The sequence below is a fragment of the Kaistella flava (ex Peng et al. 2021) genome (genome assembly GCF_015191005.1).
Lineage (GTDB): Bacteria > Bacteroidota > Bacteroidia > Flavobacteriales > Weeksellaceae > Kaistella > Kaistella flava.
In genome coordinates, this window is the sequence record NZ_CP040442.1 from 2,597,635 (window position 1) to 2,617,208 (window position 19,574).

19 protein-coding genes are annotated in these 19,574 nt (G+C 34.5%); 8 read left to right on the top strand and 11 right to left on the bottom strand.

Features of this window, described 5'->3' with window-relative positions:
• Positions 1-22: 22 nt before the first annotated feature.
• Positions 23-454 carry an exosortase F system-associated membrane protein gene (locus tag Q73A0000_RS11510; protein ID WP_193811089.1) on the bottom strand — a complete coding sequence of 144 codons (432 nt, stop codon included), beginning with the start codon at positions 452-454 and terminating at the stop codon, positions 23-25.
• On the bottom strand, positions 441-1,010 hold the full coding sequence (xrtF, locus tag Q73A0000_RS11515; protein WP_317174247.1) for an exosortase family protein XrtF: 570 nt from the start codon (positions 1,008-1,010) through the stop codon (positions 441-443). The genes Q73A0000_RS11510 and xrtF overlap by 14 nt, the downstream gene beginning before the upstream one ends.
• Positions 1,011-1,036: 26 nt before the next feature.
• On the opposite strand from xrtF, the gene Q73A0000_RS11520 reads away from it, so the two are divergent.
• From Q73A0000_RS11520 to Q73A0000_RS11545, 6 genes are all read left to right on the top strand, one after another.
• A complete protein-coding gene (locus Q73A0000_RS11520; protein WP_193811090.1) occupies positions 1,037-2,062 on the top strand; it encodes a phosphotransferase in 1,026 nt (341 codons plus the stop codon).
• A gap of 92 nt (positions 2,063-2,154) precedes the next feature.
• The gene (locus Q73A0000_RS11525; RefSeq protein WP_193813712.1) at positions 2,155-2,559 is read left to right on the top strand and encodes a GxxExxY protein; all 405 of its coding nucleotides are present in this window, start codon (positions 2,155-2,157) and stop codon (positions 2,557-2,559) included.
• Between the two features lie 135 nt (positions 2,560-2,694).
• On the top strand, positions 2,695-3,105 hold the full coding sequence (locus Q73A0000_RS11530) for an RNase adapter RapZ (protein ID WP_193811091.1): 411 nt from the start codon (positions 2,695-2,697) through the stop codon (positions 3,103-3,105).
• Between the two features lie 72 nt (positions 3,106-3,177).
• On the top strand, positions 3,178-3,891 hold the full coding sequence (locus tag Q73A0000_RS11535) for an NDP-sugar synthase (protein WP_193811092.1): 714 nt from the start codon (positions 3,178-3,180) through the stop codon (positions 3,889-3,891).
• Between the two features lie 3 nt (positions 3,892-3,894).
• Positions 3,895-4,653 (top strand): TIGR00730 family Rossman fold protein, encoded by a 759-nt coding sequence (locus tag Q73A0000_RS11540; RefSeq protein WP_193811093.1) that lies wholly within the window; start codon positions 3,895-3,897, stop codon positions 4,651-4,653.
• A gap of 41 nt (positions 4,654-4,694) precedes the next feature.
• Complete coding sequence (locus Q73A0000_RS11545; protein WP_193811094.1) at positions 4,695-5,165, top strand: DUF6702 family protein; 471 nt, start codon at positions 4,695-4,697, stop codon at positions 5,163-5,165.
• A gap of 287 nt (positions 5,166-5,452) precedes the next feature.
• On the opposite strand, the gene Q73A0000_RS11550 is transcribed toward Q73A0000_RS11545, so the two are convergent.
• The 7 genes from Q73A0000_RS11550 to Q73A0000_RS11590 form a co-directional block, all read right to left on the bottom strand.
• A complete protein-coding gene (locus Q73A0000_RS11550; RefSeq protein WP_193811095.1) occupies positions 5,453-5,782 on the bottom strand; it encodes a metal-sulfur cluster assembly factor in 330 nt (109 codons plus the stop codon).
• Complete coding sequence (locus Q73A0000_RS11555) at positions 5,779-7,044, bottom strand: hypothetical protein (protein ID WP_193811096.1); 1,266 nt, start codon at positions 7,042-7,044, stop codon at positions 5,779-5,781. Before Q73A0000_RS11555 ends, Q73A0000_RS11550 begins: the two co-directional genes overlap by 4 nt.
• Positions 7,045-7,878 (bottom strand): DUF2249 domain-containing protein, encoded by an 834-nt coding sequence (locus Q73A0000_RS11560; RefSeq protein WP_193811097.1) that lies wholly within the window; start codon positions 7,876-7,878, stop codon positions 7,045-7,047.
• Between the two features lie 185 nt (positions 7,879-8,063).
• Positions 8,064-9,428, bottom strand: a complete 1,365-nt coding sequence (locus tag Q73A0000_RS16850) for a DUF2249 domain-containing protein (RefSeq protein WP_208458776.1) — start codon at positions 9,426-9,428, stop codon at positions 8,064-8,066.
• 69 nt (positions 9,429-9,497) lie between these two features.
• The gene (locus tag Q73A0000_RS11580) at positions 9,498-9,932 is read right to left on the bottom strand and encodes an RrF2 family transcriptional regulator (RefSeq protein ID WP_193811098.1); all 435 of its coding nucleotides are present in this window, start codon (positions 9,930-9,932) and stop codon (positions 9,498-9,500) included.
• 483 nt (positions 9,933-10,415) lie between these two features.
• Positions 10,416-11,807, bottom strand: a complete 1,392-nt coding sequence (locus Q73A0000_RS11585; protein WP_193811099.1) for a DUF5689 domain-containing protein — start codon at positions 11,805-11,807, stop codon at positions 10,416-10,418.
• A gap of 30 nt (positions 11,808-11,837) precedes the next feature.
• Positions 11,838-14,702, bottom strand: a complete 2,865-nt coding sequence (locus tag Q73A0000_RS11590) for a TonB-dependent receptor (protein ID WP_193811100.1) — start codon at positions 14,700-14,702, stop codon at positions 11,838-11,840.
• Between the two features lie 204 nt (positions 14,703-14,906).
• Between Q73A0000_RS11590 and Q73A0000_RS11595 the strand changes: the two genes are divergently transcribed.
• Both Q73A0000_RS11595 and Q73A0000_RS11600 read left to right on the top strand, forming a co-directional pair.
• The gene (locus Q73A0000_RS11595) at positions 14,907-16,103 is read left to right on the top strand and encodes an endonuclease (RefSeq protein ID WP_193811101.1); all 1,197 of its coding nucleotides are present in this window, start codon (positions 14,907-14,909) and stop codon (positions 16,101-16,103) included.
• Between the two features lie 76 nt (positions 16,104-16,179).
• Complete coding sequence (locus tag Q73A0000_RS11600) at positions 16,180-16,593, top strand: DUF6146 family protein (RefSeq protein ID WP_193811102.1); 414 nt, start codon at positions 16,180-16,182, stop codon at positions 16,591-16,593.
• Positions 16,594-16,708: 115 nt separating this feature from the next.
• Here the strand turns inward: Q73A0000_RS11600 and Q73A0000_RS11605 are convergent, their stop codons facing one another.
• Both Q73A0000_RS11605 and rho read right to left on the bottom strand, forming a co-directional pair.
• Positions 16,709-17,305, bottom strand: a complete 597-nt coding sequence (locus Q73A0000_RS11605; RefSeq protein ID WP_193811103.1) for a superoxide dismutase — start codon at positions 17,303-17,305, stop codon at positions 16,709-16,711.
• Positions 17,306-17,475: 170 nt separating this feature from the next.
• Complete coding sequence (gene rho, locus Q73A0000_RS11610) at positions 17,476-19,434, bottom strand: transcription termination factor Rho (protein WP_193811104.1); 1,959 nt, start codon at positions 19,432-19,434, stop codon at positions 17,476-17,478.
• Positions 19,435-19,574 lie beyond the last annotated feature (140 nt).

The window sequence follows — 19,574 nt, forward strand, 5'->3', positions numbered from 1 at the left end:
TTTAAAAAAAAGCACACAGACTTTAAACTTTTTGAATATGCTGGCGATAATAAAACAAAGGAATAATCAACAATAAAATCAAAGGTTGAATGACAAATCTCCTCATGTAAAAAGAGAAAAGATAACCGATTTCGAACTTGGTGTGAATACAATAAAGATAGATCGGAAAGGTGATTACAAAAACAATCAATATTAAAATTATTGCTTGCAAAGTCCACTGTTTATTTTTAAAAATCAAAGAAACTACCGCAGCTGATAAAAGTAAATTTAATCCAAATCGGAAAAGATAATTCAGAATTAAAGGAAGCCAGTTAAAATCTGGAAACGACGCATGTTTATTCGCCAAATGAAAAAACTCCTGAAAAGGATCATAAAAAATTTCGCTTTCAACAACTCTTACGGCAATCAAACCAAAAACTGCAACTGCGACCAACAACCACTTAAGCACTTTCATGTTTGGGTTCTTTTAAGGCATAAAATTTAATCCAGATCAACCAAAGCAAAACAACACTTCCGTAGATAATTGCCGGGAATAAATAATCGTGTCCCATTTTAGAATATTGCGGATGTTCAACAATTAAAATATTCAAACCAACAATACGCAAAACGTTCATTATGTGAAGAGCAATAATTCCTAAAGCTCCGAAAACGAATGTTTTAAAACCCTCAAAAAAAGCAAAGACGAAGGCTAAAAATAAAATCATGACGGAAATGGCGTTACAACCTTCGACCATACGAGAAACATATTTGCCACTCACAAAAAACCAAGTGGTTTCATCTTGCGGTTTCCCTTCGACCATTTTCGAAGGATAGCCCAATAGATTTTGTATAAAATCAACCTGCGTCATCAACCAAGTTGAAAATGAATCTAATCCAGAATTTTTGAATCCATTTAAATAAAACTGGTAGCCCAAAACCAACACCACATATAAAATGATGAAACGTAGAAGAATTTTCAGAACCGGCTTGAAATCGTTGAACATAACAGCAAATATAGTCTTTTCTGACATACGTTTTTCCTTATCTTTGTAAAAGTATGACTGATCAAAAAGCAAAAGATTTTTTCGAAAAATATACCGGAAAAGCCGCTCAAGAATTTTTTACATTGGCCCAAAGTGGTTCTGCAAGAGTTAATTATGTAGGTGAAAGTTCCGGCGTGAAATACATCATTACTTTCAACGAGAACATTCGTGAAAACGAAAGCTTTTATTATTTCTCTGACCTATTTTCTGAATTAAAAGTGAATGCGCCAAAAGTGTTGAAAATTTCTGAAGACCGCAGTTTATACATTCAGGAATTTCTTGGTAAACAAACTTTATCTGAAGTCATCGAAAAAGAAGGCTTGACAGAAAGAGTAAAAACTTTGGTTAAAAAAACGCTTCAACAACTCGCCGAAGTTCAAATCAAAACAGAAAATAAAATTGATTATTCAAAAACCTTTGAATATGAAAACTACAATGATTTACCGATTACCAGTGATTTATTTTATTTTAAAAGTTTCATTGCCGATGTTTTGGAAATCTCTTATCACAAATCTTCACTATTATTAGAATTTAAGAAACTGGTTTCCAAAATAGAAAACTTGGATCCGACAGGAATTATGATGCGCGACTTTCAGGCGAGAAACATAATGGTCAATCATCAAGATGAAATCTTCTTTATTGATTACCAATCTGCCATGAAAGGGCCATTAATTTACGATGTCATTTCTTTTCTATTTCAGGCTAAAGCTAATTTTCCAACTGATTTTAAAAATGAAATGCAGGATTATTATTTCTCCTTGTGGAATGATGAAAAAGCAACTCAACTAAGAAATACGGTAAAGCCGATTCAGTTGATTCGTTTCCTACAAGTTTTGGGAGCGTATGGTTTCCGTGGACTGATTCAAAGGAAACAACATTTTATATCGAGCATCGATAAAGGAATTGAAAACCTGTATCAATTTTCAAATTCGTGGGAAGAAATGGATGAATATCCTGAGTTGAAAAACCTGATTGAAAAATTAAATTCTGTTGAGATTAAACAGAAAATTGGAATGATCATTCGAATGGATAAAAAATAAAAAATTTTACCATTAAGATTTTAGTGAAGGAATTAAGAGAATTAAGTTTTTTTCATTCGAAAAAAAATAGGAACTAAAAACAAAATGAGATGATGACAAAAAAAGAGGTGACTCAATTATCTTATGAAATAATAGGATTAGCGATTAAAGTTCACAAGAATCTTGGTCCAGGATTATTAGAAAGTATTTATGAAGAATGTTTAAAATATGAATTGCTCAAAAATGGATATGAGGTAAAGCAGCAATTTATAGTTCCCATTATTTACGAAGGACTAGAAATGAAGACAAGATTGGTGGCGGATTTATTGGTAAATGATTGCATTGTAATAGAACTTAAAGCACAGGAAGAAACCTTGCCAGTACATGAAGCACAACTACTGACCTACATGAAAGTTTTGAAAAAACCTCAAGGATTGCTAATTAACTTCTTCACAACAAATATCACCAAATCATTAAAGCCATTAGTAAATGAGTACTTCACCCAACTTCCCGACTAATACTTTAATTACAGAAAGAATTTACAGTCAACATTTTTGACTTGTCAAAAATAACTTAATGACCTTAACCTCTTAATCAAACCTTAATGGTTAAATTGCGGATGGTCGCATTTAATCTTAAATCGAAAAATATAAATGAGTTTAACAATAGAAATACACAGTTTCTCCTACAAAAAAGGAGGAATACCAAAAGATAATTCAGGTAACGGTGGCGGTTTCGCTTTTGATTGCCGCGGAATTTTAAATCCAGGAAGAGTTGAAGAATATAAAGTTCAAACCGGTTGCGATATCGGCGTACAGAATTATTTAGAAGCAAAAACCGAAATGCCTAAATTCTTAGAATTGGTTAAAAATATCGTCTCCATTAATATCGATAATTATATTGGTAGAGATTTTGATCATCTTCAAATCAATTTTGGTTGCACTGGCGGACAACACCGTTCGGTTTATGCAGCAGAAAAAACAGCTGCATTTATTCGCGAGAAATATCCTCAAACTACTGTTACACTAAATCACGATGAGCAACCTCAACTTAATCATAAGTAATAAATAATAGGTAATGAGCAATTGTTATATTATTTCATTACCGATTACTAATTGCTCATTATTTATAAAATTATGAAAGCATTAATTTTCGCAGCAGGAAAAGGAACTCGGCTAAAACCTTTTACCGATCATCATCCAAAAGCTTTGGCTCTGGTTAATGAAGTTCCTTTGTTAGAAAGAAATATCAAATATTTAAAGAGTTTCGGGATCAACGATTTCGTGATTAATATTCATCATTTTGGTGAACAGATTTCTGATTTTTTAAAAAGGAATGATAACTTCAATTGTAATATTGAATTGTCTGATGAGAAAGATCAGCTCTTAGAAACCGGTGGCGGATTAGTTTTTGCTAGAAAGCTCTTGGATCACGGTGAAGATTTTCTGATTATGAATGCAGATATTTTAACGGATTTAGATTTAAATTTTTTCATAGAATACCATCAAGAGAAAAAAGATTTTGCTACTTTAGCAGTCTCCGATAGAAAAAGCTCAAGGAAACTGCTCTTCAACCCAGAAATGATTTTGAAAGGATGGCTTAATGTGGAATCTGGTGAACAGCGACTCGCAGAATTTAACAAAGGATTCAAACCTTTAGCTTTTAGCGGAATTCACTGTGTAAATCCAGAAATTTTCAACAAAATTAAAAGAACCGGAAAGTTTTCGATAATGGAGGAATATTTGGATTTGATGACTAACGAAAGTATTCATGGTTACGAACATTCAGCGACGATTATTGATGTCGGAAGACCAGAATCAGTAATTGAAGCAGAACAATTTTTTAAATAAACGATGAGCAAAATAGAAAGAGGAAAAGGAACGACTAAGATTATTACAGGCAATGAGTTTGAAATTGACCAGAAAGTTCAAAATTCCTTTAAAGAAAAAACCTGGGACGAAACCATTACCAAAGACAGTTGGATGGTTTTTAAAATCATGGCAGAATTTGTAGATGGTTATGAGAGAATGGCTAAAATAGGACCTTGCGTTTCTATTTTCGGTTCGGCTCGAATGAAAACGACAGATGCTTGCTACGAACTTGCTACCAATATTGCAGAAAAAATTACAGAAATCGGTTTCGGAGTCATTACTGGCGGCGGTCCTGGAATTATGGAAGCCGGAAATAAAGGTGCCCGAAAAGGCGGTGGAAAATCAATTGGACTTAATATTGAATTGCCTTTTGAACAACATTTTAATCCTTATATCGACAAAGGATTGAGCATTGATTTCGATTACTTTTTTGTGCGGAAAGTTATTTTCGTAAAATATTCTCAGGGGTTTATCGTCATGCCCGGAGGTTTTGGGACACTTGATGAATTGATGGAAGCGATCACTTTAATCCAAACCAATAAAATCGGAAGATTTCCAATCGTTTTAGTCGGTTCTAAATTTTGGTCAGGCTTAATTGATTGGTTTAAAAATACCTTATTGGAAAATGGAATGATTGCTGAGGAAGATTTGAATCTGTATCGAGTGGTAGACACGGCTGAGGACGCAGTTGCCCATATCAAGGCGTTTTACGATAAATATCAGGTCAACGTCAACTTCTAATTGGCATCATATTTGAGAATATTCTTATACAAATTATTGAAATGAAAAAATTTTTACATATTACTTGGATCTTTGCATTGATGCTCTTGCTGAGTTTTATGAAAGCAGACTTCTATTCATCAATGACCAAAGTAGATTATCTGGAAGCAAGTAAAACTTTAAAATTTACAACCAAACTAAACACTGCTCATATTTCTGACGCGATTAAAATCAATCCAAATACAGCAGGTTTTGAAGCAGAAGTAAAAAGATACGTTAATAACAATTTTGATTTATACGTTAATGGAAGCTCGAAGAGTTTAACCTTTACCGGCAGTCAAGTGAATGGCGAATCAGTTTGGGTTTATTTCGAAGCAAATGGAATCTCTGACATCAGTACCATTCGAATTAAAAATACCATCCTATTAAGTTCTTTCCCGAAACAGTTCAACTTGGTTAATATCGCTTATAAAGGCAATCAGAAAACCATGAATTTCCAAAGAGGTAAAGAAGTGAATGAAGTTAGTTTTTAAAAAAAACTATAATTAATAACAAAGAGTTTAAATCAAATTAAACTCTTTTTTTTTTTTCGAAGACACAAATGTTTTCACAAAGGATATTACAGTTATTTTTAATTGTACGATACCAAGCAGTAGGTTTATATTTTGTAAACTTTTCAGCAGTATAATTTCACTTTTAAGAGAATTAAAACTTTGTGACTTTTGTGGTTAAAAAACAAAATCCGTTTCAATCAATTTGAAACGGATTTTTATTTGAAATACAATCAAGTATTTCGGTAACAATTATAAAAAACTAAGAATTATCTATTATTAAGCTGCTGCATTCCTTCTGAGGAAACCATGTCGTAATTCCAGGCTGGTTCAAAGACGAGATCTATTTCTACTTCATGATCAGGAAGTTCTTTTTCCAAAACATTCTTAACTCCAGTTTGTATGGCTTCACCCATTGGGCAATGCGGCGTAGTTAAAGTCATGGTCACTTTGACGATGTTTTCGTCTTTTATTTCAACATCGTACACCAAACCTAAATCGACAATATTCACCATTAATTCGGGATCTATAACTTCGTAAAGGGCCATTTCTGCACGACTTATTTTATCGTAACTTTCGTTTGTTGGGTCAAGTATCATGATATTTTATTTCTTTTATGTAATAATAATTTAAAGACGTTGACGTTATATAAAACAGCAACTGCGACCCACAACACCGCACCAATTCTGATGATAATTACTTGTTGTAGAATGATTCCCAAGGCAAACACCAGAAAGGCAGCAATGAAAATTCTGAATTGCCAAACAGTTAGTTTCTCACTATACAAATCTTTTGGTAACGGCACTTTTACTTTCCCGGAAAGGTTTTTATAATGATCATTCCAAATAATGAACGGAAGCGTTTTAAAGGTTTTTCCTAAAATAATACTGGTAATCCATCCCATGAATATTAATGTTCCGTAAAGCATTGTCCAGCGATAACCACTTGAAAAATAAACGGCAGGTAAAAGCAAGATTGAAATCACCAAAGCTAAAAAAGAAAGAAAAGCGTGTTTCATCAGCAACTCTACTCTTTTTCTTAAACGGTTTTTGAAATTGTCATATAAATAAAGTAACCAGAAAATAACTCCGATTAAAACAATCGCTGCGTAAATTAAAACTCGAGGACTTACTCCGATAAAATAACCATCTGCGAGGAATAGGATTAATCCTAAATTTTGAAAAATAAAAGCCCATTTCAACAAATAATCTTTCTTCGATTTACCCAGTAAAAACATCGGAACTAATTTGGAACTTACTCCTGTAATCAACTGTAAAAACCAACCCGCAAATCCTGCATGAGAATGGAGTTTTAATATTTCTAAATGACTTTGTTTAAAGAAAGGAAACTTTAAATTAATCGCCAGCAATAATCCAACGATTACCGTAAACAAAAGCCAAATCGCAGAACTCGTCAGAAAGAGTTTTTGAATCGAATATTTCTTACAAATTCTACTCGTTTTTAAAACATTAAATAAATAAAGCGCCGCTGAAATCACAATTAATGAACCTCCGGCAATCATCACCCAACCGACGGTTAAATTCCAGAAATTGGTAGTGAGTAAAATCATTCCCAAAGTCAAGGTATACCAAACAAAAGCCGCCATTTTTTCGCTGTACAAATCCTGTTCGCAAATAACAGGCAATAACTGATGTGCGGCGCCAAATATAATCATCGTTCCCCAACCTAAAGCTGCAACATGAACAATCGTCAATAAATGCGGTGCGAAATAATGTTGCGTAAAGGATTCCGGGCTGAAAACCATCAATACACAAAGAACAAAAAACATCACCGCTCCCGTTGCATAAAATGGAAGTACTGCGCTATTTCCCGGGGCTTTTCCTATACTAATTTGTGCCATTTATTTTTTGAAGATTAACATTTTCACGTTTCCTTCCTCTCTATTATTAATGTGAACTTGGTAATTTTTATCCGCAAGTTCTTCCAGTAAATAAACCGGAACTCTTTTGTGATTAATATATAACGCATTTCCAGCGGGAAGTTCCTGCAATTCAGAAAGAATCATTTCCATTGGGCCGGGCATTTCGAGTTCGCGAACATCGATTTCTTTGGTTTGTTCTTTGGTGAAATTACTACAAATCGCAGCGAAACTTTCAGCATCATCCATATTCAATTTTTCTTCTGCAGTTACTGATGAATGAACGGTTTCTTTTTCTTTTTTCAAAAAATAGGTATTGAATTCTTTCTCACTAATTGTTTCAACAAAAGTGGCTTCAGCTTTCTCCTGTTTTAAAAGATGAATTAAAGGCGTCGGCACAAAATTATTAATGATACAAAGAATTTTACCAGGCTCAGTTGTTTTGAATCTTCCCAGGATTTCCTTTAAAGGATCTGCGCCATTATCAATAATTGGTCGAACATCGTAAAAATCAATATCAGCTTGATTTGCCTTTTGTAACCAAGTCGGTTTCGTTTCTGACGCCGTTTCTTCTTTTGCAGAAGTTTCTTGCTCGAAAGTAAATCCAAGTGGAAGAAGAACTCTTTTGAATTCTTCGACAGTTGTTCCACCCATTTTCGCAGCTTCACCAATCGTAACCAGGGAAGCCATGATTTTTCTGAGGATTGGATTTTTCAGTTTCTCCAACGGTTTTGCCAAAGAAGCAATTGCATCTACACTTTTCGAATTGGCTTTGATCAACTCTGAAATTTTTGTTTTGGCGGTTATATTTTCCATAATTTCATTTATTATTTAAAAGAAAAAACTGCAGACATTTCTCGACTTTTCAAATTTAAACACATAATGAGTCTGCAGTAATTTCATTTATGAATATCCGTTTTTAAAAACAATGAAAATTTTAACGCAAGCGAAAAGGCATCATTTAAATTGCTTTTATTTCAAATAACGGACAATCGTTTCTTCTAATTCAATTGAGCCAATTCTTTATCAAGCTGAATTGCTTTTGGAAAAAGGAAACTTTCTTCTAAGTGAATATGGGCTTGTACATCACTTTCGAATTCCTGAATTTTTTTGAAAAGATATTGGTAAGAACTGCAGGCATCCGCTGGTGGCGTGTAATTATTGGTTAAATTTCGGAAATACAGTAAGTCCGCAGCCGCAACGTCATGATCTTTTTTCAGGATGTTAATCGGATCTTCTAATGTTCCCACTTTATAGGTGATTTCAGTTTCTGCATTTCTTTGTTTAGCAACCATTTGTTTGATGATCGGGAACAAAACCTCATCTTCTCTTACCGTATTGTCGATCAAATCCTGTAAAAAATGATATATAATGGTAGAAAGTCGGTTGAGTTCTGGGTGATTATCGCCGTGATGTTCTGCAACTTTTATGGCCAAATCATTCAGCATTTCTGCATTATCTTTAAGGTATCGGTGATGGGTATTTACGATATAATCGGTAAGAAAATCGAGTTCCCATTTATCGTAATCGTAAATTGGAGCTTTCACGCTTTCCTCCTTTTTATCGCTACTGCAAGCAAACTGAACTCCTTTTGCTTTTAGCATCTCTGCTTTTTGAATATCTTTTTCTGGTAGGGTGCCGGAAGTTTCGCTCACTGGATTTTTAGCAATTTGAACTTCATATAATTCTGGTCCTTGTAGCAAATATTCCCAAGTGAAAATATCTCCGCGCTCTGCAAGTAATTCGTAATAAAGTGGTTTTGGATCGTGATCATTTTCGATAATGAAACTTTCACCTGCTTTCAAAGCATCGAAATATTTAAAAATAGTTGGGTGTTTAAACTTCGGTTCGATCGCAGTTACATTTAATCTTTCCACTTCTTTTTGTTCTTCTAAAGGATTTTTACAAATGCTTACAACAAATACTTCTGGTCCTTTTTCTAAATATTCCCAAGTGAAAATATCTCCGCGTTCGGCAATCAATTCATAATATAATGGTTTTGGATCGTGGTCATTTTCAATAATAAAACTTTCACCCGCGTTCAAGGCATCGAAATATTTAAAAATAGTTGGGTGTTTAAACTTCGGTTCTATAGTCGTAACAATTAATCTTTTAACTTCTTTTTGTTCTTCTAAAGGATTTTTGCAAATTCTTACAATAAACCATTCCGGACCTTTTTCTAAATATTCCCAAGTAAAAATATCGCCACGTTCACCTATTAATTCATAATAAAGAGGTTTTGGATCGTGGTCATTTTCGATAACGAATTCTTCGCCGGGTTGTAAGGCATCAAAATATTTAAAAATAGTAGGATGTTTCATTCGAGGTTCTAATTTGGTCACATCCAACGTTTCTATTGTAGCCATTTTTGATAAGTTTTTATTTGTTAAATAAGTATTGATTGTATTTATTTTTAAGGAGTAAAATCTCCTCAATCATTCTCTTCTTAATTGTAGTTTCTGGACCGAGTTTTCAGTTCTAAACTGGCTTAAAGTTGTTTTGCCATAAATCTCATGCAATTGATCTCTCGCCTCTTTATAAGTGTTGTGAATGGGGCAGGGATTCGTTTCTGAACAAAATGCTAAGCCAAGTCCACAGCCCGCGAACATTTTATCGCCATCAATAGCAGTAATGATATCTGCGAGGGAATGTTTCGCTTCATCATCAGAAATATAAAAGCCGCCGTATCTTCCTTTTGAGGATTGTAGAAATCCCTGTTTGCTTAAACCCTGAAGAATTTTTGCAATAAAAAGTTCAGGTGAGTTTATTTTTCCGGCGATCTCTTTGATGTTAATCATACTTCCGTCGCGAGACTGCTGCGCGATATAAATCATCGCTCTTAAGGCATATTCACAGGTTTTTGATAACATACTATTTGATTTCGATAAGACAAAGATATAAAATCTTTTTATATAGGACTAATTTGTCTTAATTAAATTTATATAAAATTAATGGGTTTTGTCTCTTTTAATAAAGCTGAAAAAGAAATGAAGTTAAAGTGTAAATATTGGCAATTGGGGAGGAATTTATCAATTTTTAGAAAATTATTTTATGGATTGATAAAGTGTTTTTTGTAAGACTAAAAGTGTTTTGATTTTTCAGTGGCAAGAAGAAATGTCTGAAGTTATAGCCCTGATGGGAGCGGCATCCTCGCCCTGGCGGGATATAGCGGACAGCGGGACGGGTTTTGAAAGAAGCGAAAATTTTGTTGCTTCTTACTAAGAATGTAATTATTCGATTTTTCTAAATGATCGGTTTTATAATTTTCTTACGTAACTATTTTCTAAATAAGAACAAAAAAATCCGCCTCTTTACAGAGACGGATTGGTATGAATGATAAGAAAATTTAATCCTTATTGAACAGCGATATTATCTAACTGAATTGTAGTAGTAACACCACCACCTACTCCAACATATTTGAACATCACGAATCCATTTCCTGTTAAGGTTGCTGGAAGGGTGTATGATCCTGCTGGTGCTAAAACTCCGTAACCACTTGCTGGTGTTGTAGGAATTGTAAAGCTTGAGGTAATGTCTGTTAAAGTTGCCGCAGTTACGTCTCCTAATGGTGTATAATTAGTAGAAGTATATACTTTTAGGGCAGCACCGTTATAGTAACCAACATTTACATCGAAAGTTAATTTTTTCCCTGGGGTAAAGTTAACCGGTACAATGAAGAAGGTTTCATATGGTCCTGAACCAGCATTTGCACTTAGCTCGATATAGTTGTTATTGCTATACGTTTTCATCTGCCAATATCTGTTTCCTAATACTGGATCATTAATATATGGCGCGAAAGTATCTAATAAAGTCCCTGTAAATCCTTGGAATGTTTCATTCAATGTTGTAGGATAAGTAATTGCAGAACCTCCTTTTGGTGGAGTTGGGTCAAATCTTGTTCCTGTTGGTGGAATGTTAACATCATTTAAACCTCTGATTAACATTTGATAATTGGCGTTATATTTACTCACTACGTAAGTTAGGCTACCACTACCTTTAGGTAAAAGAGTTGCTCCATAAGTTGCAAAACCAGAACTTCTAAGTACGGTAGATCCTCCTACTGCATCTTCTATTTTTCTGTCAGTATCTACTCCAGCTCCTGCAACATAATCAATATATGTTTTGTTTACAGGGTAAAGGTCAGCGATATTAAATTGAACATTAGGAACAGTTACCAAAGTATTGATGTATTTATCTTGCATTGAAGCAGCAAGACTTGGTAATTGTGTAGGTTTGATTGTTACAATATCCATTGTATTTCCGTTACAAACTGCAGAAATATATTTACCAAATAATACGCCCGGAATTCTACCGATTGAGAAGTTAGGATCTACAGAACCGATTTTCACAGAACCACGATCTAAACCTAAACGTAAACCTTTAGCATTAATTCTAATGTGAGTTCCTACTGGAAAATCTGCATAGTTACTTGCTCTGTCAACCTCCATTTGCAAACCAGCAGTTGGATTTTCTGGTTTATCCTGGAAAGAGATTGTTTTGTAGAAGTTACCATTTTCGTCAGAAGAAACGATATAGGCGTCAAAAATCTGATCAGTTGTGATTAAAAGATATCCCGTTGCAGGAGCTTGAGCTTTAAAATCAGCCATTGAAATGGTTGCAGCATCAAACTTATTCTTACAGTTAATCGGAGGAGTATCCCAATCATCCTTATTTACACAAGAGCTTACTGCAAGTGCTGAAACAGCAACTACAAAAGCGGTTTTAAAATATTGTTTGAAATTCATTTTATTGTTTTTTAAAATTCTGATTATTAATTAAAATCTAACTTGAAGGTTTACGAAATACGATCTACCTTGAGTGTACCAATATTTCGGCCCGAATAATGGGAATTCTCTATTGCTTTCCTCAATATATCCAGGGAATGTTACTCTTCTTGTTTGCTCAAATCCACCAGTAATATATTTAGTATTATCTAAAATATTATTTACAGATGCCGTAAGCAACACGTAATAAGCTCCTAATCTCCATGATTTACCAACATTGGCATTCAAGAAATAAGCAGAAGGAAGTTTGGTTGGTGCCAATACTCTTCTTAATTCATTTTCATTAAGACCTGCGTACGGAGTTCCAGTTACTGTATTCTGAACAAATCTTTCTGTTCTTAATAATGCAGATGGATCCAGGAAGTTATCATCAAGATAATTCACGTTTGCTCCAAACCACCAGTATTTCGTAGAGTTATATCTAAACCCTAATGAATATCCCTGTTGTGGAGTTCCACCTTGTTTTGAATCTTTCAAATAAGCTTTACCTAAGTCCTGGTAAGATTTTCCGTTTTCGAAAGTTCCTGTAGCATCAGATGCGAAATAAACATTCGGATCATTTCTGTAGGTAAACTGTCCAAAACTTGCTAAACCTTGAACTGATAAAGTTGGTAAGATTTTAACATCAACCCCTAATTCAGCACCGATATTTCTTTTCTCAACATTCGACATAATCTGAGTTACAAAAGCACTTTGTACATTCGCAACCGCTCCGTCTTGACCTGCTGATTCTATTTGAATACCATCTGCAAAGAATCTCTGAACATTAGTGTCATTTTGAGTTTCGATTAAATAACCAGTTAATCTCATTTTAAAGAATGGACTGTTAATTACGTAACTCAAATCGTTTGCATTAATTACAGTATTTCTTACATTCGGTGCCGTAGAAGCATTTACTCTTGGATTAATGAATAGATCTTCTAAGAAAGGTGCTTGTGAAAAGTAAGCTCCATTATAAACCAAGAAGTTTCTACCGTTCATTTTGTAAATCACCTGTCCTTTCAAGCCGAAATCCCAGAATTTATAATCCGGACTTTTTCCGTAAGAATCTTTGTATAAATAATGATGGAAATGACCTTCTCTAGATGAAGATGAATAGCCAGCTAAACCAGAAACGAATACATCAAATGGACCTGTCTGGATTTTCAAACCTGGATTCACTTTAATTTCCTGTCTGGCGAAACTGTAATCATAATTAATTCTATCACCTACTCTTTTTGCAACGTCGGTTTCCCCTTCATTGTAAAGTCCGCTTTTACCAGGTTGGTTGGTTGCAGCAAATGGATCTCTGTTCAATGCGAAATCAGCACCTAAAAGATCTTTTACTTCACGGTATAAATTAGATTTGTAGTTTTCATAAGATACATTTAACAAGAACTTAGAAGTACTGTTAAAGTCGTATACATAATGAGTTCCTGCGTTGAAGATTTTATCATCACTTACATCAGCAACTTGAAAATAAAGCGCACGTTTACCAGTTTCTCCATAATAAGTTCCTGCTGGCTGGCTCATATTTCTTCTGTATAATGCATCCCAGTTTAATTGAGTATATGCTGCATCTCCACTTTGCCATCCTGCCAAAGCATCTTGGTAAGCTTGTTGTGCAGTTGTAGGAGTTCCATCATTCGGTACTGCTACAGAAGCATTGGGATCTAAAGAATCATAAAAACTAGGTAAGTATCTGTAATAAGTTGGCGATGGGTTGGGAACACTTTGCCAGTCTAATCTCGCTCCTTTATCTTTACCGAATTGATAAGAAATTGCGGTACGAAGACTTGATTTTTTATTAATCTTCCAGAAATCCTGCATCTGGAAAATAGGTTGGAAGCCAGATTTTACTCTTTCACTTCTTTTTTTACCATCTTGCCATCCCCAATAAGAGTTATAATGTACGCCTCTGTAATCATAAACTTCTTGCGTACTTGGACTCGCAGTAGATCTAGTGTAAGGCGCTGCAAATGCATTTAAAGTAATGGTATGAGCATCATTGATTTTCTTCTCAATTCCTAAATAACCACCCCAAGCATCGTAGAAAGTTCCTTCCTGGATTCCTTCCTGTGCCCATCTTCTGGCAGCCATTGCGGTAAATGCCCAACCGCTTCTACTCATTCCTGAGCTATAGCGAAGAGACGCACGGTTTCTATAATTTCTGTTGGTTAATGAATAAGTTGCCTGGAAACCTTTACGGTATTCACTAGCATTGGTGTTTTTATAAATAACAGAACTTGCTCCACCAAATGCATACTCAGAAGGAGCATGATTAGCTGAAGTCTCAGGATAACGGGTGATTTCATTCAAACCTCCCCAGTTTCCAAAGTCTACATTTCCGTTATCAGATTTCACCATAGAAACCCCATTCATCATTGTTTCTCCGGATCTACCATCAATACCTCTTGGTCGGAACCAATAAGCACCTAAATCAAAAGCCGCAATTCTACTGAATACGTCTTGTGAAGATTGCAAAAGACCAATCGTTGTTCCTTGACTGGTGTTTTCTTCATCCCCACTACTTTCAATAATGGCAAGTCCTTGGTCCGCTCCAGTTAAACTAGAATAAAGCGTAACAACGCCCAAGTCCTTTTTTTTCTCGTCATTAATATCGAACTCCATTACTTTGGTTTCGAAATTCGGTTTAGAAATGACAATTTGATAATGTCCTGTTTTAAGATCGACGAACTGGAAATACCCAATTTTGTCTGCCTTTACATCATTACCAGATCCTTTTAAATCAATCTCTGCACTTTCCACCGCATTACCATTTGCATCTTTTAAATAAGCATAAACCGTAGTTTGTGCAAAATAAAACGATGCTGGAAGCAAGGTAAACATAGAGATTAAAGATAATTTTTTAATCATGTTGATAATTTATTTTTCGCTGTTTGAATTAAAAATCAATTCAGTAAATTAATTGAAGCAAAAATAAGCATAATTATAATACTTTACATTTTTTTAACACATTACCAATGCTAAATATGATAAATATTAGTAGAATAGAAAATTTAATATTTTCAAAAATATATTTATGCTAACTTTGCATTAATAATATAATTAAAGATTATAATGAGAAAAATTTTAAGTTTTGCATTCTTAATGGCGTTCTGTTTTATATTTAGTCAACAGAAAGGTCAACTTAGAAAAGTGGCGACAATCGGATTTATGAATGTAGAAAACCTGTGGGACACAATTGCGTCTGCAGACTACATCGATGGAACAAAAGATATAAGCAACCCAGCTTTCCACAGAAGTGTACCATTAGATTCCCTGAAATACCTTGAAACAACCGAAGAATACCGCGGTGAGTGGAGAGATGAATTATTGAAAGGAAAGAAAGTAGTTCGTAAGCAAATTCTTGCAGATGACTTTACGGCAAAAAGTGCAAAAAACTGGAATACCAAAAACTACAATATTAAAATCGCTAATCAAGCGAAAGTAATATCTGAAATGGGCGCTCAATACACCAAAACGGCACCTGTTATTTTAGGATTAATCGAAGTAGAAAACAGACAGGTAATCGAAGACTTGATTAAACATCCACTTCTTGCAAAATACGATTATGGAATCATCCATTACAACTCTTATGACGCACGTGGAATTGATGTTGCGATTATTTATCAGAAAAGAAGATTTACACCAAGTAATTCTTTAAAGAAAGAAATTAAAATCTACGATGAAAACGGAAAAAGAGCTTACACTCGTGATATTGTCGTAGCAACTGGATTTTTGGATAACGAAAAAATCGCCATCTTTATGAATCACTGGCCAGCAAGAAGTGGTGGTGAAGCCCGTTCATTACCTAGAAGAAATGCAGCAGCTAAAGTTTTAAAAGAACAAATGGACAGCGTACGATTGAAAGATCCTACCACAAAATTATTTGCAATGGGAGATTTTAATGATGACCCTGTAAATACCAGTTTGAAAAATGTTTTAAAAGCGGTAGCAAGTCCAAAAGATTTGAGTCCAGAGACACCTTACCTTAATTTAATGTATCCTTTATTTAAAAAGGGAGTTGCTTCTTTGGCTTATCAGGACGCACCGAACCTTTTTGATCAAATTATTGTTTCAGGAAACTTAATTTCTGATGAAGTTGGTAAAGGTTATTCAGTATATAAAACAGAAATATTCGCACCACCATATCTCATCAACAGAGAAGGAAGCTGGAAAGGTTATCCACTTCGCTCTTGGAACGGAGATACTTTCACTGGTGGATATAGTGATCACTTCCCCGCCTTTGTGGTTATACAAAGAGAAGCGAACTAATTATCATCAACTAAAAACCGTTTTTCGAAACGGTTTTTTTTGGCTGTAAATTTGATGAATTAATAAAAACTTCCCAATGAAAAAATTACTATTTCTCCTAAGCATTCTTGTACTTACTATAAGTTGCTCCAGCCAAAATAATATCGCGGATCGGAGTAAAGATAACACTCCAATTCATGCGCAGAAAAATGATGATGGTGAATATGATTTAGATGTTCTCGACAGTCAGTTTACTTATTTCATTAATGCGATCGCGAAACCGATGAACATGTATTCTGAAAGTTATTTGAAAAGCAAAAACCAATTTCTGGTCAGCGAATGGAATTCCTATTATTTCTCCGGACGATATAGAAACATCATCGAATCATCAATTGATTATGATCCCAACATTAATTACGGAATTAAATTCGAGTATAAACTATACCAAGTTTTCGCCTTTGTAAAATGGAAATATGGTTTGAAATTAAATGGCTTAAGTGCGATTGATTAATTTACATGAAATTCGATTTTATATAAATTAGAAAGGATTTTTATTAATAAAAAAACATCGAAAAACAAAAAAGGTTCAGAAAATTCTGAACCTTTTTATATGGAGTTATTTCAATTTATTTATTGAATTTCTCTTCTACTTTATCCCAGTTTACAACGTCGAAAAACGCAGAAACATAGTCAGGTCTTCTGTTTTGGTAATGCAAGTAATAGGCATGCTCCCAAACATCAAGTCCTAAAACTGGTGTTCCCTGGCAATCTGCAACTGGCATTAATGGATTATCTTGATTTGGACTTGAGCAAACTGCAACAGTTCCATCCGCTTTTTTACATAACCAAGCCCAACCTGAACCAAATCTAGTTTTTGCTGCTTCAGAGAAATCAGTTTTGAATTTCTCAAAACCACCATAAGCTTCGATTGCTGCTTTTACATTTCCTACAGGTTCTTTACTTCCACCTGGAGTTAAGATTTCCCAGAAAAGGGAATGGTTAAAATGTCCACCACCGTTATTTCTAACCGCAGCTTTATCAGTTCCTGTTTTACAAACTTCTTCAATAGATTTACCTTCTAACTCAGTTCCTGCAATTGCTTTATTTAAGTTATCGATATATGCCTGATGATGTTTTGTATAGTGAATCTCCATCGTTTTCGCATCAATAGTTGGCTCTAATGCGTCGTACGCATATCCTAATTTTGGTAATTCGAATGACATAATTTTATTGTATTAAATGTTAATAGTCAAATTTAACCATTATTTAGACCAATTCCAAAAAGCGTGGATTACTTTAATAAATCTTTAACATAGACATCAAGAAAAAAACCGCTTCGAAAAACGGTTTTTATATTAAGGTAAAATCTCCTTTAAAGGTAAATTTCAATTATTTATTTATTCATTGACATCAAAAACTCTTCATTATTTAAAGTGTTTTTAATACTTCTGTTCACAAATTCCATTGCTTCTACAGGATTCATATCTGCCAAATACTTTCTTAAAATCCACATTCTTTGTTGAACGGTATCTTCTAAAAGTAAATCATCTCTTCTTGTGCTGGAAGAAGTTAAATCGATGGCTGGGAAAATTCGTTTGTTTGCAATTTTACGATCAAGCTGTAATTCCATATTTCCAGTTCCTTTGAACTCTTCGAAAATCACTTCATCCATTTTTGAACCAGTATCAATTAATGCTGTTGCGATAATTGTTAATGATCCACCGCCTTCAATATTTCTGGCAGCTCCGAAGAATCTTTTCGGTTTGTGCAATGCATTGGCATCAACTCCACCCGATAAAATCTTACCTGAAGCCGGCGTTACTGTATTGTAAGCTCTTGCCAAACGCGTAATTGAATCTAGTAAAATAACAACATCGTGTCCACATTCTACCATTCTTTGTGCTTTCGACAAAACCAAATTGGCAACTTTTACGTGCTTTTCTGCTGGCTCATCAAATGTAGAAGCAATTACTTCTGCATTCACACTTCGTTCCATATCAGTTACCTCTTCCGGTCTTTCGTCGATGAGTAAAATCATCATATACGCTTCCGGATGATTGGCAGAAATTGAATTCGCAATTTCTTTCAACAACATGGTTTTACCAGTTTTCGGTTGTGCTACAATCATAGCACGTTGTCCTTTACCAATCGGTGTAAATAAATCTACAATTCTGGTGGAAGGTGTTGCATTTTTCCCTGTTAAATTAAATTTCTCTTCTGGGAAAAGTGGCGTTAAAAATTCAAAAGCAACTCGATCTTTAATAAATTCAAGATCTCTTCCGTTAACTTCCGTCGGCTTTAATAAAGAGAAATATTTTTCACCTTCTTTCGGCAATCTCACAATTCCTTTTACAGTATCTCCAGTTTTCAAGGCGTAATTTCTAATCTGATTCGTCGATACATAGACATCGTCGGGAGAGGAAATATAGGAGAAATCAGAAGAACGCAAGAAACCATAATTATCAGGAAGGATTTCTAAAACTCCCTCAATGGTAACTAAGCCGTCAAAATTAAATTCTTTTTTAGCTGGCTCTTCGTTGGAATCACCGCTTTGTTGATTTTTATTTTGGTTAGGGTTTTTGTGTTGATTTTGATTTTTGTGCTGATGTTGCGGCTGTTTGTTTTGATTTCCGCTTTGGTTCGGATTCCCGTTTTGGTTTGGATTTCCGTTTCCATTTTGATTTGGATTTCCATTTTGGTTTGGATTTTCATTTCCGTTTCCTTTGCCTGACTGGTTTGGATTTCCGTTTTGGTTGGGATTTTCATTTCCGTTTCCTTTACCTGACTGGTTTGGATTGGAATTCTGATTCTGATTCTGATTTTTAGATTGTGTAGGTTTCGCTTCTGGTTGAGCTTCTGATTCTACAACAACTTCTTTCTCAGTATTTTCGGTTTCCGCTTTTGGAGGCGCAACACGTTGTCTTTTTTTCTTTTGTTGATTCTGCATAGGCGCCTCAGACTGTTCAGTTTCTGAACTTTCAATAGGCTTTTCCGCTTCAATCTTTACAGGAACTTCTTTTGTTTCCTTAGGAGTAACTTTCGCAACTTCTTTTGCCATCTCTTTCGGCGTTTCAGCAGAATCCTCTACAGGTTTTTCTACTTTTTTTCTTGGAGCTGGCTTTTTAACTGCTGGCTTTTTCGGGGCCGGCGTTTTTGGTTCTTCTGTATTCATAGGAGTTTCGGTCGCGCTGTAGTAATCTTTCACTACTTTTGTATTGGATGCTTGAAAATCCAAAATAGCAAAAATCTTATCGTTGTCGGTGCTGTTTTTAGCAATTTTAACGCCAAGATCGCTTGTGATTTTAGTCAAATCGGAATCGGATTTTGACCTTAATGTTTCAATGTTGAACATAAATGTTACGCAAAAAGTAAATTATAAGTAATTGTAAGTAAGAAAGTTAGGTCGGGTGACTTTTCTTTTATAGGTCATTTGTAATGCAAATCTACGTTTATTTTTTAATTATGCAAAAATTATTGTTATTTTTGTAGTCA